Source organism: Streptomyces sp. V2I9, from assembly GCF_030817475.1.
Classification (GTDB): domain Bacteria; phylum Actinomycetota; class Actinomycetes; order Streptomycetales; family Streptomycetaceae; genus Streptomyces.
On sequence record NZ_JAUSZJ010000002.1, the window covers coordinates 3222410 to 3240849 of the forward strand.

The window sequence follows — 18440 nt, forward strand, 5'->3', positions numbered from 1 at the left end:
CGACTCATGTGCCTTACGGGCCCGGCCGGGCGACGGGGGTCATCGAGCTAGGAGAGAGATACGGGATGGGACTTCGCGCACAGGTACGGACGCGGGACGGCTGGGCGGTCCAGCATGCCGTCGTCACCGTCACCGACATGACCGGCGCCCAGGTGCTGCGCGCCGCGGCCGACGAGGACGGGACCGTCCGCACGGACGGTTCCCTGCCGGCGGGCGCGTACACGGTGATCGTCACGGCGGTGGGGTACGCCCCCGCCGCCTCCACCGCCCTCGTCACCGCGAGCGGCCGGATCGAGAGCGGCCAGATCGTGCTGGCCCGGCAGGGCGGGGTTCAACTGCCCCCGCCCGGCGCCTGGTCGCTGGACCCGGCGCACTCCTCGGTCGGCGCGGTCGCCCAGCACCTGGGGATCTCCAGCGTGCACGGCCGGTTCACCGACTTCGGCGGCCGGATCGAGATCGCCCCGGAGATCGGGCGCTCCCGCGTCGGCGCGGTGATCAGGGCGGCCAGCATCGACACCGGCAACGGCATGCGGGACAAACACCTGCGCTCGCCGGACTTCCTGGACGTGGACCGGTACCCGGAGATCGCCTACACCTCCACCGCCCTGGCCCCGGCCGGGCCGGACCGCTGGACCGTGCACGGCGAGCTGACCATGCACGGCGTCTCCCGGCCCGTCGACCTCGACCTCACCTACCTCGGCACCGGGCCCGACCCGTGGGGCGGCACTCGTGCGGCCTTCCACGCCACCGCCGAACTGCGCCGCGACGACTTCGCGATGAACTACAACCAGGTCGTCCAGGCGGGCATCTCGGCGATCGGCACGACCCTGCGCGTGGAGCTGGACATCCAGGCGGTCCAGGGCGAGGCGCTGCCGATGCCGTGACCGGTCCGGCCGGTCGCGCGGGCCGGGGCCGCCGTGCGGCGGCCAGGCCCCGTCGGGCGTGTGAACCGTTGCCCGGACGGTGGCCGGGGGCGGTCGTAGGGTGGTGGGCATGGCACCGAACATCGCGACCGACACCGCCGTGGAGCTCTGTCTCGGGCGAGCATCCGGGCGGGGACGAGTACCGGGCGGCGATGGTGAGGCAGGGCACGTCGATCATCCGGGTCACCCCGGAGCGCCGGGGTCCCGTCGCCACCGGTGGCTTCCCCGCCCACCTGGCCCCGAGGAGCTGACCGCGCGATGACCGCACACACCGAGCCGGGCGGCACGGCTGCCGTGAGCGCGACCACAGGGGGGACGGCCGACGGCACCGCGACCACCGGGGGCACCGCCGACAGGGCCGCCGGTCAGGTCCTGCCGCCGCCTTCCGCCGGTCAGCCCCACTCCCTCCTCGGCTGCGGGCTGCCCGTACCCCCGCCCCCGCTGCCCGCGCCCGACGCCCTCGCGCGGGCCCGGCTGCTGGTCTCGCCCTCCCTGGACGCCGGTCTCGTACGGGAGGTGGAGCGGATCGCCGGGCGCGGGGCGGAGCCGCTGGCGGACGCCCCACCGCCGTCCGACGAGCCCTACCTGTGCGTGGGCGGCTCGCTGCCCGGAGCGCTGCGGACGGACCGGCTGCTCTGGTTCCACAGCGTCACCGCCGGGACGGACCGGCTGCTCGGCGCGGGCGCCTGGCCCGCCTCGGCGCTCCTGACCCGGACCGTGGGGCGGATGGGCGAGCGGATGGCCCAGTACGTGCTGGGGTGGGTGCTCGCCGAGTGCCAGGCCGTACCCGCGTTCACCGCCCAGCACGCCCGCGCGCACTGGGAACAGCTCCCCACCGAGCTGATCGCCGGCCAGGCCGCCCTGGTCTACGGGACCGGCCGCACCGGTGCGGCTGTCGGGCGGCTCCTGGGAGCCTGCGGGGTACGGACCGTGGGCGTCGCCCGCACCACACGGACCGGACCGCAGCCGGGGTCCGTCCGGGTCGTGCCCGGCTTCGACCGGGTGATCGGGGCCGCCGAGGACGCCGAGGCGCTGGGAGAGGCCCGCTGGGTGGTGTCCACGCTGCCGTTGACCGGTGCCACGGCGGGCTTCTTCGGGGCCGACCGGTTCGCGGCCGTACGCGGAGCGACGTTCGTCAACGTGGGGCGCGGCGCGACCGTGGACATGGCGGCGCTGGAGAACGCCCTGCGCGACGGCCGCGTACGGCGGGCCGTGCTGGACGTCCTGCCGAAGGAACCGGCCGCGCCGGAGGACCCGGTGTGGCGGCTGCCCCGTACGGTCATCACCTCGCACTCCTCGGGGATCACCGCCGACGAGGACGTCGTCGTGGACTTCACCGCCGCCTGGGAGGCCGTGACGGCGGGCCGGTGGCCGGAGCTGACCGTGGATGTGGGGCGCGGCTACTGACGGGCCGGCCGGGCCGGGCCGTCAGGGCCGGTGGCCTGAGCGGTCGGGCGACCGGGCCGCGGTGGCCGGTGGCCCTGGAGCGGCCGGCCGGGTCGGGGTGGCCGCCGGCCCCTGGGACCCGTCGTGCGGATCGGGCCGGGTCCCGCGAGCCCGGCATGATCCGCACGCACGCGTGGTCTCAGCGGGCCGGTGCGCCGGTCCGGTCGCGTACCGCTTCGATGCCCGCGATCACGATGTCCAGCGCGTAGCCGAAGTCCCGTTCGCGCATCTCCTCCACCGTCTTCCCGCCCCGTGCCGCCATCAGGTCCTCGGAGGACTCGACGATCTTCCGCAGGTGGGGCTGCGACCGGATCGTGCCCATCGCCTGCTGGTGGTACTCGTCCTGGGTGAGCCCGGTCGCGTCGCACCGCGCCTTGAAGTGGCCCTCGACGGTGCCGAATCCGTACACGAACTGGAAAACCGCCGAGAGCGCGCCCGTCTGCCGCTCCAGGGGCAGGCCGGTGGCCCGGACGATGTCCTGGACGGCGTACGCGAACAGCATGGAGTTGGGGCCGATGTTGAGGAAGGTCCCGGCCAGCGGGGAGATCCAGATGTGCCGGACGAGCAGTTCGCGGTAGCTGCGGGCCAGTTCGCGCAGCCGGTCCTGCCAGGCGGCGCCCTCGCGGGGCGGGGTGATCTCGGCGTACACCGCGTCGAGCGCCAGCTCCAGGAGGTCGTCCTTGGTGTCGACGTACCAGTAGAGGGACATCGCGGTGACGTCCAGCTCGGCGGCGAGCCGGCGCATCGAGAACTTGGCGAGCCCGTCGGCGTCCAGCAGCCGCACCGACGCCTCGGTGATCCGGTCGCGGTCCAGGCCGGCCGGGGACTCCGTGCGGCGGGATCGTGAAGGGGCACGCCGGTCCAGCCACACGCTGGTCCGCGGAGCGCTGTTCGCGGCCCCGGACGCGTCGCCGTGCGCCGGCTCGGCCGCGGAGCCGTTCCCTGCCGGGGGCACGGTCCCGTCTCCGGGGGCGTTCGCGCGGTCGGACCCGGGCTCGGACACCATGGCGCACTCTCCTCGTCTCGCTCGGACCGCCTCGCCGGGCCGTCCGTCCTGCTGGAAGGGACGGCGTACCGGACGCTGGCGGTCCGGTACGGGCGTCCGCTCCGATGCTATGCCGCCGGTCCCGCGGAGTCTGCCCGGTCCCCGGCCTTCTCCACCGGAGACTGCCCGGCCACCCCGGCCCCGGACGCCCGTGCTTCCGCCCGCTCGGCCCGGCGCAGCAGGAACGCGGCGAGCAGGCCGCCCGCCAGCACCGCGACCGCTCCGGCCAGCTGGCTGACCTCCAGGCTCGACGCGAAGGCGTCCTTGATCTCCGCGCGGGCTCCCGGCGTCCCGGCGGCGGCGAGCGCGGCCGGCAGCGACGAGGCCCCGACCGCCGCCGGGACGAGGGCGGCGAACCGGGCGTTCAGCACCGCGCCGAGCACCGCGACCCCGAGGCCGTTGCCGAACTCCGCGAGCGTGCCGTTCACCCCCGCACCGACCCCGGCCTTCTCCGGCGGGATCGCGCTCATGATGGCGTTGGCCATCGCGGGCATGGCGAGCGCGATCCCCGCGCCCATCACGGCCAGGCCGAACAGCATGCCCCCGTACCCGTGCCGTCCGAGCACCGCGATGGCGGCGAGACCGGCCGCGAGACAGCTCATCCCCGCCGCGATGACGACGGGCGTGCCGAGCTTCTGGACCAGGCGCGCGCCGACGCCCGTGAGGTTGAGGGCGACCACGGTGAGTGCCATCGGGGCGGTCCGCAGCCCCGCCTCCAACGGCCCGTACCCGAGGACGAACTGCAGGTGCTGGGTGAGCAGGAAGAGCGATCCGGTCATCCCGAAGGCGACCAGGAGGGCACCCGCCACCGCACCGACGAACTTCTGGTTCCGGAAGAAGTGCATGTCGAGCATCGGGTGCGGAATGCGCAGCTCCCACAGCACGAAGCCGGTCAGCACGGCGACGCCGACGAACGCCGTCAGCAGCACCCGGCCGGACGACCAGCCGTGTTCGGGCCCGGAGATGATCGCGAAGACGACGGCGGTCATGCCCACCGTGGAGAGCAGCGCGCCCACCAGGTCGGGGCGCTGCCCCTGCGCGGTCTTCGACTCCGGTACGAGCCGGGCGACGGCGACCAGGCCGATCAGGGCGACCGGGATGTTGATGAGGAAGATCGCGCCCCACCAGAAGTGGTCGAGGACGAACCCGCCGAAGAGCGGGCCCGCCGCGAAACCGAGGGAGGCGACGGTCGACCAGATGCCGATCGCCTTGACGCGTTCGGTGTCGTCGAAGATCTGCACCACCACGGCGAGCGTGGTGGTGAGCAGCAGCGCCCCGCCGACGCCCATCCCGGCACGGGCGGCGATGAGCTGGGCCGAAGACTGTGCGAGTCCGGCCACGAGCGAGCCGACGCCGAACAGGGCGAGGCCCACGATCAGCATCTTCTTGCGTCCGTAGCGGTCGGCGGAGCTGCCGGCGGTGAGCAGCAGACCCGCCTGGACGAGCGAGTACGCGTTGATCATCCACTGCACGTCGGCGGTGGAGGCGTCCAGTTCCGTGGTGAGGGAGGGGATTGCGACGTTGAGAACGGTGTTGTCGAGGAGCACCGTCAGCTGGGCCAGGCAGATGACGCCGAGGATCAGCCAGCGCTGCGGATGCCCCTGGGGGGCGAGGTCGGATCGCGGTGCGGCGGGCGCCGTCATACGGGCTCCTTGGGATCCATGGGTCGGGGGAGAACTGGTCGATGGGTCGATGGACCGGCGGCCGGACGCCGGACGCCTGGCGGGCGGCGGCGGGGGTGGCGGGAACGAGAAACGCCGAGACGTTGCCCATACGGCGTACAGGACCATACACCGTACACCGTAGAGCAGCGCTGTACGGTGTACAAGTCGATTTCAGGGACGCCGGAATCGTCGCGTCGGGGGACCCGGAGGGGTGCCGGACGGTACGGTTCTCGACGCTGACCTGACAAGAGCGCGATCTTCGGCCGTTGGGAGAGCCATGTCGCCGCGTCGCCGTCCCCCTCACACCCCCCAACTCCTGCTCGCCGCCGCCCTCCTGGGGGCACTCCTCGCGCCGCCGGCCGCCGCCGTCACGCCGTACCGGCCCTCTTCCGGCGGGGGCGTGCCGCTGCGCGTCGCCACGTACAACATCCACGCCGGGGCCGGCTCGGACGGCGTGTTCGATCTGGACCGCCAGACGGCCGAACTACGGTCTCTCGACGCGGATGTGATCGGACTTCAGGAGGTCGACCGGCACTGGGGCGCCCGTAGCGCGTGGCGCGACCTCGCGGGCGAGCTGGCCCGTCGGCTGCGGATGCACGTCTCCTTCGCGCCGATCTACAGCCTGGACCCGGCACGACCGGGCGCCCCCCGCGCGGAGTACGGGGTGGCCGTGCTGTCGCGGCACCGGATCGTGAGCGCCGAGAACCACGAGATCACCCGTCTCTCGACCCAGCACCCGAACCCGGTCCCGGCCCCCGCGCCGGGTTTCGGGGAGGTCGTCGTACGCGTGCGCGGGCTGCCCGTGCACGTCTACGTGACCCACCTCGACTACCGCCCGAACCCCGCCGTCCGCGTGGCCCAGGTCGCCGACACCCGGCGGATCATGGCCGAGGACCGGGGCCCGAAGATCCTGCTCGGCGACCTCAACGCGGAGCCCGCCGCCCCCGAACTGGCGCCGCTGTGGCGGGAGCTGACGGACGCGGACCCGGCTGCGCCCACGTTCCCCGCGCAGGATCCGGTCAAGCGGATCGACTTCGTGGCGGTGTCGAAGGGCGATCGGGGGGACCGGACCGATCAGGGCGACCACGGTGGCAGCCCGTACGGCGGCCGTGAAGCACCGGTGCGCGGGACGATCACCGTGCGGAAGGCGTGGGTGCCGGAGAGCGTCGCGTCCGATCACCGGCCGGTGGTGGCGGACCTGGTGGTGCGGCCGCGGGGACGATGAGTCCTGGTACGGCGGCGGGAACGACGGGTGTTGGTGCGGCCGCAGGAACGACGAGCACGGTCGCTCCGCCGGTACGGCGGCGGGGGGGGCGGGCCGGCCGACGCGGTGTCCCCGGAGCCGGAGAAGGCGAACGATCGCCCGTGACGGACCCGACGACGGCCGCCGCAGGCCCCCGCCGCCGTACGCCTACGCACCGGGCTTGATCAGATACCCCGCGCCGCGCCGGGTGTGGATCATCGGCGTGCGGCCCGCGTCGATCTTCTTGCGGAGGTAGGAGATGTAGAGCTCGACGATGTTGGCCTGGCCGCCGAAGTCGTAGTTCCAGACCCGGTCGAGGATCTGTGCCTTGCTGAGGACCCGGCGCGGGTTGCGCATCAGGAAGCGCAGCAGCTCGAACTCGGTGGCCGTGACGTGGATCGACTCGCCGCCGCGGCTCACCTCGTGGCTGTCCTCGTCCAGCACCAGGTCCCCGACGACGAGCGTGGACCCGCCGCGCCCGGCGGCGGCGACCGAACCCGAGCGGCGGATGAGCCCGCGCAGCCGGGCCACGACCTCCTCCAGGCCGAACGGTTTGGTCACGTAGTCGTCGCCGCCCGCCGTGAGCCCGGCGATCCGGCCCTCCCCGGCGTCCCGAGCGGTCAGGAAGAGGACCGGCACATCGGCGTGCTCACGCCGCAGCCGACTCAGCACGGACAGCCCGTCCATGTCCGGCAGGGCCACGCCGAGCACCACGGCGTCCGGACGGAAGTCGCGGGCGGCCCGCACCGCCCCGGCCCCGTCCCCGGCGCTGCGCACCTCCCACCCCTCGTAGCGCAGGGCCATCGAGAGCAGTTCGGTGAGCGGAGCCTCGTCGTCCACGACCAGCACCCGCACAGGGGTACGGTCCGGCCCGAGCAGTTCGGCGCGCCCCTGGGGCGAGATCGTCGTCGTCATGGACCCCACTCTGTGAGCCACCCGTGAGAGAAGCCTGACGCGTTTCTGTGAATTGCCTGAGAAAGCGGCCGCCGTCCTCACGGGGACACCATGGCGGAGTCACGGGAACAACGCGGCGGCGTTCCCGTGACAGACCGCCCGCAACCACTCGTCGCCCAGCCCGAGCCGTTCCAGCGCCCGGAGCTGGTGCACGTACGGGTACGGGATGTTCGGGAAGTCGGTCCCGAGCAGGATCCGGTCCCCGAGGTCCGCCAGCCGCCCCCGCTGCGCCGCCGGGAACGGGCTGAGCCCCTCGCTGAAGTCGGTGAACGCCATCGTCGTGTCGAGCCGGACCTCCGGGTACGCCTCCGCCAGCGCCAGGAACTCCGCGTACTCCGGCATCCCCAGGTGCGCGACGATCAGCCGCAGCCGGGGATGGCGTGCCAGGAGCCGCCCGACCGGCTCGGGCCCGGTGAACCTCCCCGGCGCGGGCCCCGACCCGCAGTGCATCACGACCGGGACCCCGGCCTCCGCGAGCAGCCCCCACACCGGGTCGAGCAGCGGATCGTTGGCGTCGTACGCACCCACCTGGAGATGGGACTTGAACACCCGCGCCCCGTTCTCGACGGCCTCCTTCACGTACGCCTCCACGCCCTCCTCCGGGAAGAGGGTCGCGGTGTGCAGGCAGTCGGGCGTCCGGGCGGCGAAGTCGGCGGCCCAGCCGTTCAGCCAGCGGGCCATGCCGGGCTTGTGCGGGTAGAGCAGGGAGGTGAAGCGCTGCACCCCGAAGGAGCGCAGCAGGTGCAGCCGCCGCTCCTCCTCGTACCGGTAGGCGATCGGCCACTCCAGCCCGGTGAGCGGACCGACGGCGTCGAAGTAGGCCCACACCTTGCGCAGGACCCGCTCCGGCATGAAGTGGGTGTGCACGTCGATGATCCCGGCCAGCCCGATCCGCCGCCGGAACCGCGCCACGTCGTCGCTCTCGGACGTCTCCGCCGCCCCGGCCGCCGTGCCGGTCGTCGTCCCGGCCGGGTCCGTCGGCTCCGTCGTCCCGGGTGTCTCCATGCGCAGGTCCTCTTCCGGGGTCGTCGGCCGCAGGTCGTGGTGAACGACTCACCCCCGGGGGCGGGTCGTTCAGAACAACCCACCTTGCACACCGCCGTTGCCGATGTCGATGAGAGGGACACGGACATCGCCGTCGGTGACCGCCGTCAGCTCCCACCCGGTGATCAGCCGCGTGTCCAGGACGACCACGCCTCCGCCGGCCGCGTCGAGGTGCAGATCGGGCCCGGCGGCGGCGACGAGCCGCCCCGCGACGACGCCCCCGTCCACCAGCTCCCGCACCGACCGCGTGGGCGCGCGGGTGCCGTCCAGCCCGAACACCCCGGCCTGGTCGACGACTTCGAGAGGGAGCCGCTCCAACGACTCGGGCCGGCCGCGCCCATCGAGCGCCGCGGCCCGCGCGTACAGCTCCGCCACCGCCCGCGCCCGTTCCTCGATGCCGGGCAACCGCCCGCGTACGGCCCGCTTCCCGGCGTACGGGATGCGGTCGGGCACCCCGAGCGCCGCCCGCAGCACCTCCTCGGTCCGCCGGGCCGCCATGAGGGGACCGCGCCCGAGCCAGGTGAACGCGACGGCCCCCTGCTCCCGCAACCGGGCGGCCCCGCGCTCCTCCCCCGTGATCCCGACCTTGACCAGACCGGGCCCGAACCAGGCGAGGTACACGCGGTACGTACGGGGGTCGTCCGCCAGCCTGTCGGCGGCCACGGAGTGCGCCCGGTCCAGCCGCGCGCACTCGGCGCACCGCCCGCCGGTCGAGCGCCCCGGCACCACGGCGTTCAGCGGGCAGGCGTTGCCCCGAGCCCCCACGCAGTGCCGCTCCCCGAGAGCCCGGAACCCGAGGGCCGCCCCGTACGCGAGCACGCTCACCCGCCGGTCGCCGCCCCTGCGCCACCCCAGCTCGGGCGCCTCACCGGGCCAGCGCAGCCCGGCGCACCACCATCCACCGGCCACCCGGAACCCCGCTCTCCTCACCGGCGCCCGACCACCGGACCACCGGTCGAACCGGTCCGGCCGCGTCAGGGCCTCTCCCTCGGATCATGCCGGGCTCGCGGGACCCGGTCCAAACGGGCGGCCCGGCGGCATGGGCGTGAAGCGCACCCGGCCGGCGCGGGGTCGTCCCGCCGACGAGACCTGCGGAAGGGTTCCGGCTCCCCGTGCCGAGGAATTTCCGGAGCGGCCGGAGCCGGTGCGCCCCGTCCCGTTAGGATCCGGACCATGGCGCTGACCGGGACTCAGGTGGACCTGTTCGAGGCGTGCATGCCCCGGCTGAAGGCCATCGCGTACCGTCTCCTCGGCTCGGCGAGCGACGCGGAGGACGCCGTGCAGGAGACGTTCCTGCGGTGGCAGGCCGCCGACGTCGGGCGCATCGAGGTCCCCGAGGCATGGCTCACCAAGGTGCTCACCAACCTCTGCCTCAACGAACTCACCTCGGCGCGCGCCCGGCGCGAGACGTACGTGGGCCAGTGGCTGCCGGAACCGCTGCTCGCGGGCGACCCGCTGCTCGGCCCCGCCGACACGGCCGAGCAGCGCGAGTCGGTCTCGTTCGCCGTGCTCACCCTGATGGAGCGGCTCTCCCCCGACGAGCGGGTGGTGTACGTGCTGCGGGAGGCGTTCGCGTACCCGCACCGGAAGATCGCCGAGATTCTCGACATCACGGAGTCCGCGAGCCAGCAGCTGTTCCACCGCGCGAAGAAGCACATCGCGGCGGGCCGCACCCGTACGGAGGTGGACGAGTCGGCGGCGCGGCGGATCGTCGAGGAGTTCCTGACCGCCGCCACCAGCGGCCGGACCGAGCCCCTCGTCCGGCTGCTCACCGCGGACGCCGTCGCGATCGGCGACGGCGGCGGAAAGGTACCGGCCCGCACGAAGCCGTTCGCGGGCGCGGCGGCCGTCGCCACGTTCATGCGCAGCCTGTTCGTCCCCAACCAGGCCGCCCGCCGGCTCCTCGGCGGCTCGGCGGAGGTGTACGTCTCCTCCGCCAACGGGCTGCCCGCCCTGGTGGTCCTGGTCCGGGGCCGGGTCATCGGCGTGATGTGCCTGGAGATCACCGAGGACGGCATCGCGGCATTCCGCAACCAGGCCAACCCCGACAAGCTGGAGCGGGCGACGCGGCAGTGGGCGGCGACGGACCACGGGGAACCGGTGCTCCGCATCGGCTGACCCGGGGACGCCCACCCGGTGACCCACCTCACACATGCCACCTGTCAGGAAACGCGGGGCTGCCCGGTTCAAGGAGCGACACCGCGCGAGACAGGAGTGGCAGGACATGCAGGAGAACCCGCGACACCACGCCCACCAGCACCGCATCGTCGTCATCGGAGCCGGCTACACCGGAGCGAGCGCAGCCGGGCGCCTCGCCGCACGGCTGCACCGCGAGGACGTCTCCATCACCCTCGTCAACGCCGAACCTGACTTCGTCGAACGCGTCCGGATCCACCAGCTGGCGGTGGGCCAGACCCTGCGCCCCCGCCCGCTCGGCGAAATGTTCGCGGGCACCGGGGTGCGGCTGAAGCTCGCCAGGGTCACCGGCATCGACGTCGACGGCCGGACCGTGACGGTGGCGCCGGACACCCCGGCCGGTGCCGACGGTTCGGAGACCGTGCCGTACGACACCCTGGTCTACGCCCTCGGCAGTGCCTGGAACACCCACGCCGTCCCCGGAGTGACCGAACACGCCCACGACATCGCCGGCCGCCCCGGAGCGCTGCGCCTGCGCGACCGCCTGGCGGCCCTCGCCCCCGGCAGCCCCGTCACGGTCGTCGGCGGCGGACTGACCGGCGTGGAGGGCGCGACGGAACTGGCCGAGGCCCGCCCGGACCTCGACGTGTCACTGATCGCCCGCGGCACACTGGGCGACTGGCTCTCCCCCAAGGGCGCCCGTCACCTGCGGAAGGTCTGCGCCGGCCTGCGGATCACCGTCCACGAGAACACCGACGTCACCGCCGTGCACGCCGACCGGGTCTCCACCACCGGGGGCGACATCCCGGCCGAGGCCACCCTCTGGACCACGGGCTTCGCGGTCCACCCGATCGCCCGCGGCACGACGCTGGAGACGGCCGAGGACGGCCGGATCACGGTGGACGCCACGATGCGTTCGACCTCGCACCCGGACGTGTACGCCATCGGCGACGCGGCATGGGCGCCCGGCCCCGGCGGCAAGCCGCTGCGCATGTCGTGCGCCTCGGGTATCCCCACCGCCTGGCAGGCAGCCGACGCCATCGCCGCCCGCCTCACCGGTGCCAAGCTCCCGACCCTGGCCCCGCGCTACTACAACCAGTGCGTTTCCCTGGGCCGCAAGGAGGGCCTGATCCAGTACGTCACCGCCGACGACCGCTCCGTCAGCGCCGCCCTGACGGGCCGTCCGGCCGCCCTCTACAAGGAAATGATCTGCAAGGGCGCCGCCTGGGCCGTGGCCCACCCGACGCTGAACCTGCCGACCCGCCGCCGCCGGGTGGTGACGGCGACCCCGGCACGGGCGTCCGCGAAGGCCGCCTGAGACGCCGCTCCCACCGGGCGAGTACGTCGCGGAACACGACGTACTCGCCCCGCGCCAGACGCCGCGGACCCGGTCGGGATCCGCCGGACACCTCACTCCCCTATGCCATGCTCAGCCTCGGACGGACGTCCGGCCGCCCGTACTCCAGGATCCGGGGCAGCACCTCGCGCAGACGCGCCACATCGTCCGCAGGCGCTCGGAGGGCGACCTCGACGACGTCGTCCTCCAGCCCGAGTCCATCCACCGACGCGGGGTCCAGGGTCACGCGCAGGAGATCCCCTTCGAACTCCACCGCGCGCACGCACCCGTAGGCGGCGTTCCGGTCCGGGGTGACGAGGCAGTACGCATCCATGCCCAGGGACACCTCCTGCGGGCCCGGCTCCGCCCGATCGCACATGAAGTGCAGGGAGAAGCCCTCGTCGTCGTCCGACTCGGCGACTCCCGCCAGCACGCACGGCTACCGTTCCGGGTCGTCGACGCCCCAGGCGATCCGCGCAGTGAACCTGTATGTCATGACGGAGTTCTGACAAAGACCTCTGACACCAGCCCGAACACGCGAGAGGCCCCCGGATCATCTCCGGGGGCCTCTGGCCTGCTGTGCACTCGGCAGGATTCGAACCTGCAACCTTCTGATCCGTAGTCAGATGCTCTATCCGTTAAGCTACGAGTGCTTGGCGTTCCGGGCTTTTTTCTTCCCGGTCGGCGTTGCGAGAACAACATTACATGACCTGCGCCGTGACGCGAAATCCATTAGCCCTACCGTGCCTGACCTGCGGAAACAGCTTGTCTGGGCTCATCTCGGCCATGCGTCCCCGGCCTCCTCCGACTCGCGCCGGCCTCTCCGGACCTCCTCCGGCTGCTTCGGCCCCGCCCGCCTGCCCGGTGAGGGCCTCCGCGCCCGGAACGGCCGAAGCCCCGTGCCAGGGGCACGGGGCTTCAGGGTGGAGCGGAGGCGGAGGGATTTGAACCCTCGATGGGCTTTAAGACCCAAACCGCATTAGCAGTGCGGCGCCATAGACCGGACTAGGCGACGCCTCCTCCGCACGCCTCGCGCGAACGCGAGTGGTGCGTGCAGATGATGACACAGGCGAACGCCGTGCCACCAATCGCCGCCCACGTTACTAGTCCTCCGGGGGCCAGGGCAAAGCAGTTCGGCGTGGTGGCGCAACGTCCGGGCGCGACGCGCGTTAGAGAGGGGTGGGGGCCCGGATCTCCGTCCGCCGTCGCCTCCGTGCGGCGTCGCCGTCTCCGCGCGTCGCCGTCGCCCGTCCGTCATCAGCCGTCGTCCGTCAGCCGTGGCGGTGGAACGGGTCCGTGATCGCCATGATCGCCGCGACCGCCGCCCGCGACCGGCCTCGTCGCAGAGATCCTGGAGCTTCCGTATGTTGCGCCGTCTCGCCCTCACCGCCGTCGTCTCGCTCGCCGCGCTCGCCACCGCCGTGCCGGCGTCCACGGCCACCGCCTCCGGGCCCGTCTCCGCCGGGCCGGTGCCCGCCGCCGTACCGACCTCCGGACCGTTCGCCGCCTCCAAGCCCGCTCCGGGGCCGCTGCCCATGCCGCTCCCGCTGCCCGGATTCCTGGACGACGGGACGGGGGACGCGCCCGGCGTGGTGGACGAGACACGGACCCGGCTCACCGTGAGCGTGGAGAACACCGGCGTCCCCGGTGCCGACGGAACGTTCGAGCTGGAGTGCGGGCCCACCGGAGGCACCCATCCGAAGGGGCAGGCCGCCTGTGAGCGGCTGGCGGAGGCCGGGGCCACCCGGTCCGGGCGGCAGGAGCTGTTCCGGGAGACCCCCGAGGGCACCATGTGCACGATGATCCACGGCGGCGACGCCTTCGCGCGCATCGTGGGCACCTGGGAGGGCCGGGCCGTGGACACGACCGCGACCCGCCGCGACGGTTGCGAGATCGCCCGCTGGAACAGCCTCGTGCCGGTGCTCCCGGACGTTCGCTGAGCCGTGCCGGACGGTCCGGTGGCTCCGGAGTGAAGACGCGCGCCCCCCGAGCAGCACAAGACGCTTCGGCAACCCCCGAGCGCCCCCTGGACGACAGGGGCCGCGCCCCGTGTCCGCGCACGTCACAGGTGCGCGGACGCTCACCTCAGGGGCTCGCGGCGTACACGGCGCGCACATAACCTCGGTGAGAGCTCCCCCTCATCCGCCGCCGCCGGGGGCTCCCCTGGCCTTAGACTCCTCCCGTGACAGTCTGCGGCCCGAGGGGCAAGATGGGGCCCGCTGTCGGCAAGGTGCGGTAATCAGGGAGGAAGCGTCGTCGTGAGCAGCAGGCCGTCCCGAGGCACTGCTCGCCTCGCAGCCATACTCGATGCCCTTCCTGACGGGCTGCTGCTCGTCAACTGCAACGGCACCGTCGTCAACGCCAACTCCATCGCCCTCGACATGTTCGAGACTCCGGGCACGGCGCTCGTCGGTCGCGGACTGCTCGATCTGCTGCCGGAGTTCGACTCCCGGCTGATTCCGGGGTCGATGCGCCGGCCCGAGAACACGGACGAGCAGGGCAGGACCAAGCCGACGCGGATGACCGCGCGGCGTACGGACGGCCACGAGTACCCGGTCGAGGTCACCAGCGCGAGCCTCGACAGCGGCCAGGCCGCGTACAACGACATCCACTCCAGCTACACCGGCGACGAGCTCCTCATGATCGTCGTACGGGATCTCTCCGGCACCGTCGACACCGAGGCGGAGCTGGCCCGTTCGCAGCGGCAGACCGAGATGATCCTGCGGGCCGCGTCCGAGGGCGTCGTCGGTACGGACACCGAAGGGCGCGTCGTCCTCGTCAACCCCGCCGCCGCGCAGATCCTCGGCTTCCGGGCCAGCGATCTCGGCGGCCAGGAGCTGCACCCGCTGGTCCTGCACTCGCGGGCGGAGGGCGAGCCGTTCCCGTACGAGGACTCCCCGCTCGCCGACACGCTCAGGTCGGGGCGCAAGCACCGGGTGCGCGGGCAGGTGCTGTGGTCCAAGAGCGGCGCGCAGGTGCCGGTGGACCTGACGACCGCGCCGGTACGGGACGGGGACCAGCTCGTCGGCGCGGTGATGACGTTCACCGACCGCCGCCCGTACGAGGAGTTGTCGGCGCAGCACAAGAGTGTCGTCGCCGAGCTGACCACGAGTCACTCCGCCGAGGTCACCGCGCTCAAGGAGGCGCACGCCGCCGAACTGGAGGCGTTGGAGGAGGCGCACGCCGCCGAGATCGCCGACCGGAGCGAGCGGTACGCCGCCGAGATCGAGGGACAGGCCGAGCTGCTCGCGTCCCTGGGCGCCCGGCACGCCCAGCTCACCGCCGTCCTCGGCGGTTCGCTGCGCGGGCCCCTGGAGGAGCTGCGCGGCGAGCTGTCCACGCTCGCCTCCGACCCGGCCGGGCAGCTGTGGCCCGAGGCCAACCAGATCCTGCACCACCTCGCCGCCGGGTACGCCCGGATGACCACGCTCGTCGACAACGTCCTCGGCTTCCAGCGCCTGGACGCCGGCACGGAGGGTCTGCACAAGGCCCCCGCCCTGGTCGAGGGGATCGTGAAGGGCGGGATCGACGGGGCGGTCGAGTTGATCGGCCCCGGTCGCGCCCAGTTCGCCGTGCACGCCCCGCCGATCGAGGCCGAGGTCGACGCGCGTCAGCTGGCCACCGCCATCGCCCACCTCGTCGCGGACGTCTGCGGGGTCGACTCGACCGGCAAGACGCGGGCCGTCCCCGGCGGCGGCTATGTCGACTCCACCGTCGTCGTGGCCGCCGCCCAGCGCGGGGACGCCGTACGGATCGAGGTGCGCGGCCCGTACGCCGGGGGCGACCCGGTGCACGAGCCGATCGTGCGCGGCATCGTCCAGGCGCACGGCGGGGTGCTCCAGACACACGAGATGCCGGGGATGAGCGGCAGCGCGTACATCCTCGACGTGCCCATCGGCGCGGCGTCCGGCACGATCGCGCCCCCGGAGTCGGACGGCGACGGCCGGGCTCCGGGGTCAGCCGTCGCGTCGGCCCCCTCCTCGTCGCCCGAGGGCCTTGGCGCACCGGGGGTGACCAGCGGCGGCCGGCGCCGGGCGCGCCGGTCCTCCACCGACGCGTTCCTGGACGCCCCCGGCGGTACGCCGGAGGGCGGCGGGGACCACGCGACCGGGGCCGTGTCTCCCGCCCCCGACGACCGTCCGAACGCCGAGCCGACCGGACGGCGGCGGGCCCGCCGTGGGCCGGCCGCGCCCGAGGAGCAGGCTCCCGAGCTGATCCCGGCCCAGCAGGGCGAGGGCTCCGGGCGTCGGCGCGGCCGGCCCAGCCCGGCCGAGGCTGCCCCCGGAACCGCTCCGGGAGAGGCCGCCGCGCAGGAGCGTCAGGAACCGCAGCCGCACCGGAGCGCGCTGGCCCTGGCCCCCGCCGCCCCTTCCGGGCCGTCCGAGGGGGCGGTCGTCACCGCTGCCGAGAACGCCCAGGGCGGTGGCCGTCCTCAGCTCGGGCAGACCGTGCCGCCCCAGGGCGTCCCGGTGGACCCGCAGCAGCCGGTTCCGCCCACCGGGCGGCGGGCCCGCCGGGAGGGCGAGAACCTCGCCCTCCCCGCCTTGGCATCCGGCAGCGGCGGCCCCGAGAGCGGGTCCGACCCGGAACCGTCCCAGCCCGGAGGCCGGCGGGCCCGGCGCGCGCTGGCCGCCGCCCAGGAGCGCACGGCCGCCGATGCCGGCCCGCGGACCGCCTTCGCCCTCCCCCCGGCCGACGCCGACCGGGCTCCGGCCGCACCCGATGCCCCGATGGACCCCGCCCGGGGGACGAGCGCGCACCACGCGCGTACCGCACCGGAGACCGGCTACACACCTCCCCCGGCGCACCCCGTCGTCCCGTCGCCCGCCGGTCCGCAGACGGACGGAGCACCGGGACAGGGCACCCCCGCCCACGGGACCGCCGGACTCGGGTCCGCGGAGGGCCCACCCGCAGAGCCGCGCGCCGCCGGGGCGACGGCGCCCGCCCCCGGCCGACCCGACACCGGTGTACCGCCGGTTCCGGGCGCGGCTCCGGACCCCGCGCCGTGGGGCGACACCGAGCAGAACGCCCGCACCGGCGCCGAGCGCACCCCCGGTACCGGCGTCGGCCCGACCGCGCACACCACCGGCACCGCGTCCGTCGCCGTTCCGTCGGGGCACCCGGCCGACGGTGAGGCGGGCGTGCCGGGCGCGGACGCGCGGCGGCAGCCACTGCCGGCCGAGGAGCCGATGCCGGAGGGCGTCCACCCCGACTCGACGCAGGGACGGGCGTTCAGCGTGCGGACGCTGGGCCAGGGCGTGCCGTTCGCCCAGCACCTCGCGCATCAGCAGAACCAGCCGTATCAGGGCGTCGGTGGGGCCGGCCGGCGGCGCAAGCTCGCCGCCCCGCCGGAGGGCGACCGCACCCCGGAACGGCCGGGCGGCCGGCAGCTCCCGCCGCAGCAGCCCGGATCGCCGCAGGAACAGCCGGGTGGTTCTGCCGCGCCCACTGCGCCGTCCGCACCTCAGCAGACCCCGCCCCGGGCCCCATCCGCGTCTCCGGCTCCGAGTCAGAACCACGGTCTGTCCCAGGGGCAGAGTCACGGGCAGGCCCCGTTCCCGGCGCAGGAGACCGTCCAGCCGGACCCGTCAGGGCACCCGCGAGCGGGTCAGGGCCAGCCGGCCCAGGGCTCCGGCCCCGGCATCGCCTACGGGGAGGGGCAGCTCATCGCGGCTCCCGTCGCCGAGGGGCGCGCGTACGCCATCGGGGCGCCCGACGAGGGGGCCGAGGGACCCGAGCCGCTGGACGGGCCCGGAGGGGCGGTCGAGGTCGCCAACCGGCCGCACCCGCGCCCGATGGACGACGAGCTGCCGCCCGAGCCGCTGGACAACCCGCGCCGCTTGCTGGTCTGGCCCGCCCCCGACGTACCGACGCAGCAGGCGCTCAGCGACCGCGGCTACCGTCCGGTGATCGTGAACTCCCGTGAGGAGGTCGACGCCCAGATCGCCGCGTTCCCCGCCGCGCTCTTCGTCGATCCGCTGACCGGCCCCATCACCCGTACCGCGTTGCAGTCGCTGCGCCAGGCGGCCGTGGCGGCCGAGGTCCCGGTGCTGGTCACCGCCGGTCTGGGGCAGGCGTCCCGAGAAGCCGCCTACGGGGCCGACCCGGCCGTCCTCCTCAAGGCGCTGGCCCCGCGCGACAGCGAACAGCACCCTCCACGCGTGCTCCTGATCGAGGAGCACGAGGAGATCGCGGTGGCCCTGACGCAGACCCTGGAGCGGCGCGGGATGCAGGTGGCCCGCGCCGCGACGGACAGCGAAGCCGTGGACCTCGCCGGCCGGATGCGGCCGAACCTGGTGGTCATGGACCTGATGCAGGTACGTCGTCGGCGCGCCGGGATCATCGACTGGCTGCGGGCCAACGGGCAGTTGAACCGCACCCCGCTGGTCGTCTACACCTCCGCCGGGATGGACCCGGCGGAGCTGCCACGGCTCGAATCGGGGGAAACCGTCCTCTTCCTCGCGGAGCGGTCCACCAGCGACGAGGTCCAGTCGCGGATCGTCGACCTGTTGGCGAAGATCGGCACCAACTGAGCACACGCAACGGGGCGGGGGCGGTACGGAATTCCGTACCGCCCCCGCCCCGTTTCACACCGCGCTGCCCTCTTCCACTCCGCCCGCCCTGTTTCACGTGAAACAGGGCGGCTCGG

13 protein-coding genes, 2 tRNA genes and 1 pseudogene are annotated in these 18440 nt (G+C 74.0%); 8 read left to right on the forward strand and 8 right to left on the reverse strand.

The genetic code is table 11. The features are described 5' to 3' along the window. The first annotated feature begins 65 nt into the window (after nt 1-65). The 3 genes and pseudogenes from QFZ71_RS14145 (at nt 66) to QFZ71_RS14155 (ending at nt 2330) form a co-directional block, all read left to right on the forward strand. On the forward strand, nt 66-884 hold the full coding sequence (locus QFZ71_RS14145) for a YceI family protein (RefSeq protein ID WP_307668579.1): 819 nt from the start codon (nt 66-68) through the stop codon (nt 882-884). A 146-nt stretch (nt 885-1030) separates the two neighbouring features. Then, nucleotides 1031-1174: pseudogene (locus QFZ71_RS14150) on the forward strand (PPOX class F420-dependent oxidoreductase); the annotation flags it as partial. Nucleotides 1175-1343: 169 nt separating this feature from the next. Continuing rightward, entirely contained in the window at nt 1344-2330 is a 987-nt protein-coding gene (locus QFZ71_RS14155; RefSeq protein WP_307671455.1) for an NAD(P)-dependent oxidoreductase, read from the forward strand. 178 nt (nt 2331-2508) lie between these two features. Here QFZ71_RS14155 and QFZ71_RS14160 read toward each other — a convergent pair whose 3' ends face one another. Beyond that, nucleotides 2509-3375 carry a TetR/AcrR family transcriptional regulator gene (locus QFZ71_RS14160; protein ID WP_307668580.1) on the reverse strand — a complete coding sequence of 289 codons (867 nt, stop codon included), beginning with the start codon at nt 3373-3375 and terminating at the stop codon, nt 2509-2511. Nucleotides 3376-3482: 107 nt separating this feature from the next. Continuing rightward, nucleotides 3483-5057 (reverse strand): DHA2 family efflux MFS transporter permease subunit, encoded by a 1575-nt coding sequence (locus tag QFZ71_RS14165; protein WP_307668581.1) that lies wholly within the window; start codon nt 5055-5057, stop codon nt 3483-3485. Nucleotides 5058-5355: 298 nt separating this feature from the next. On the opposite strand from QFZ71_RS14165, the gene QFZ71_RS14170 reads away from it, so the two are divergent. Beyond that, entirely contained in the window at nt 5356-6303 is a 948-nt protein-coding gene (locus QFZ71_RS14170) for an endonuclease/exonuclease/phosphatase family protein (protein WP_307668582.1), read from the forward strand. Between the two features lie 186 nt (nt 6304-6489). Here QFZ71_RS14170 and QFZ71_RS14175 read toward each other — a convergent pair whose 3' ends face one another. From QFZ71_RS14175 to QFZ71_RS14185, 3 genes are all read right to left on the reverse strand, one after another. Further along, on the reverse strand, nt 6490-7236 hold the full coding sequence (locus QFZ71_RS14175) for a response regulator transcription factor (RefSeq protein ID WP_307668583.1): 747 nt from the start codon (nt 7234-7236) through the stop codon (nt 6490-6492). 99 nt (nt 7237-7335) lie between these two features. Next, complete coding sequence (locus QFZ71_RS14180; RefSeq protein ID WP_307668584.1) at nt 7336-8280, reverse strand: amidohydrolase family protein; 945 nt, start codon at nt 8278-8280, stop codon at nt 7336-7338. Between the two features lie 69 nt (nt 8281-8349). Then, nucleotides 8350-9228 carry a DUF2797 domain-containing protein gene (locus tag QFZ71_RS14185; RefSeq protein WP_307668585.1) on the reverse strand — a complete coding sequence of 293 codons (879 nt, stop codon included), beginning with the start codon at nt 9226-9228 and terminating at the stop codon, nt 8350-8352. Between the two features lie 264 nt (nt 9229-9492). Here QFZ71_RS14185 and sigJ point away from each other — a divergent pair, with 264 nt between their 5' ends. Beyond that, nucleotides 9493-10437 carry an RNA polymerase sigma factor SigJ gene (sigJ, locus tag QFZ71_RS14190; RefSeq protein ID WP_307668586.1) on the forward strand — a complete coding sequence of 315 codons (945 nt, stop codon included), beginning with the start codon at nt 9493-9495 and terminating at the stop codon, nt 10435-10437. Between the two features lie 106 nt (nt 10438-10543). After that, nucleotides 10544-11773, forward strand: a complete 1230-nt coding sequence (locus QFZ71_RS14195) for an NAD(P)/FAD-dependent oxidoreductase (protein ID WP_307668587.1) — start codon at nt 10544-10546, stop codon at nt 11771-11773. A 100-nt stretch (nt 11774-11873) separates the two neighbouring features. Here the strand turns inward: QFZ71_RS14195 and QFZ71_RS14200 are convergent, their stop codons facing one another. From QFZ71_RS14200 to QFZ71_RS14210, 3 genes are all read right to left on the reverse strand, one after another. Next, entirely contained in the window at nt 11874-12224 is a 351-nt protein-coding gene (locus QFZ71_RS14200) for an Imm10 family immunity protein (protein WP_307668588.1), read from the reverse strand. 147 nt (nt 12225-12371) lie between these two features. Continuing rightward, nucleotides 12372-12444, reverse strand: a tRNA-Arg gene (locus tag QFZ71_RS14205). 276 nt (nt 12445-12720) lie between these two features. Continuing rightward, nucleotides 12721-12811: transfer RNA gene (locus QFZ71_RS14210), tRNA-Ser, on the reverse strand. A gap of 344 nt (nt 12812-13155) precedes the next feature. Between QFZ71_RS14210 and QFZ71_RS14215 the strand changes: the two genes are divergently transcribed. Beyond that, nucleotides 13156-13731 (forward strand): SSI family serine proteinase inhibitor, encoded by a 576-nt coding sequence (locus QFZ71_RS14215; RefSeq protein ID WP_307668589.1) that lies wholly within the window; start codon nt 13156-13158, stop codon nt 13729-13731. A gap of 318 nt (nt 13732-14049) precedes the next feature. Continuing rightward, nucleotides 14050-18324: a PAS domain-containing protein gene (locus QFZ71_RS14220; RefSeq protein WP_307668590.1), complete on the forward strand. Its 4275-nt coding sequence runs from the start codon at nt 14050-14052 to the stop codon at nt 18322-18324. The last annotated feature ends 116 nt before the right edge of the window (nt 18325-18440 follow it).

Excerpts from the sequence above, each read along its gene's own strand:
- QFZ71_RS14145 (WP_307668579.1), top strand. The coding sequence starts at position 66 with ATGGGACTTCGCGCACAGGTACGGACGCGGGACGGCTGGGCGGTCCAG.
- QFZ71_RS14160 (WP_307668580.1), bottom strand. The coding sequence starts at position 3,375 with ATGGTGTCCGAGCCCGGGTCCGACCGCGCGAACGCCCCCGGAGACGGG.
- QFZ71_RS14165 (WP_307668581.1), bottom strand. The coding sequence starts at position 5,057 with ATGACGGCGCCCGCCGCACCGCGATCCGACCTCGCCCCCCAGGGGCAT.
- QFZ71_RS14170 (WP_307668582.1), top strand. The coding sequence starts at position 5,356 with ATGTCGCCGCGTCGCCGTCCCCCTCACACCCCCCAACTCCTGCTCGCC.
- QFZ71_RS14175 (WP_307668583.1), bottom strand. The coding sequence starts at position 7,236 with ATGACGACGACGATCTCGCCCCAGGGGCGCGCCGAACTGCTCGGGCCG.
- QFZ71_RS14180 (WP_307668584.1), bottom strand. The coding sequence starts at position 8,280 with ATGGAGACACCCGGGACGACGGAGCCGACGGACCCGGCCGGGACGACG.
- sigJ (WP_307668586.1), top strand. The coding sequence starts at position 9,493 with ATGGCGCTGACCGGGACTCAGGTGGACCTGTTCGAGGCGTGCATGCCC.
- QFZ71_RS14195 (WP_307668587.1), top strand. The coding sequence starts at position 10,544 with ATGCAGGAGAACCCGCGACACCACGCCCACCAGCACCGCATCGTCGTC.
- QFZ71_RS14215 (WP_307668589.1), top strand. The coding sequence starts at position 13,156 with ATGTTGCGCCGTCTCGCCCTCACCGCCGTCGTCTCGCTCGCCGCGCTC.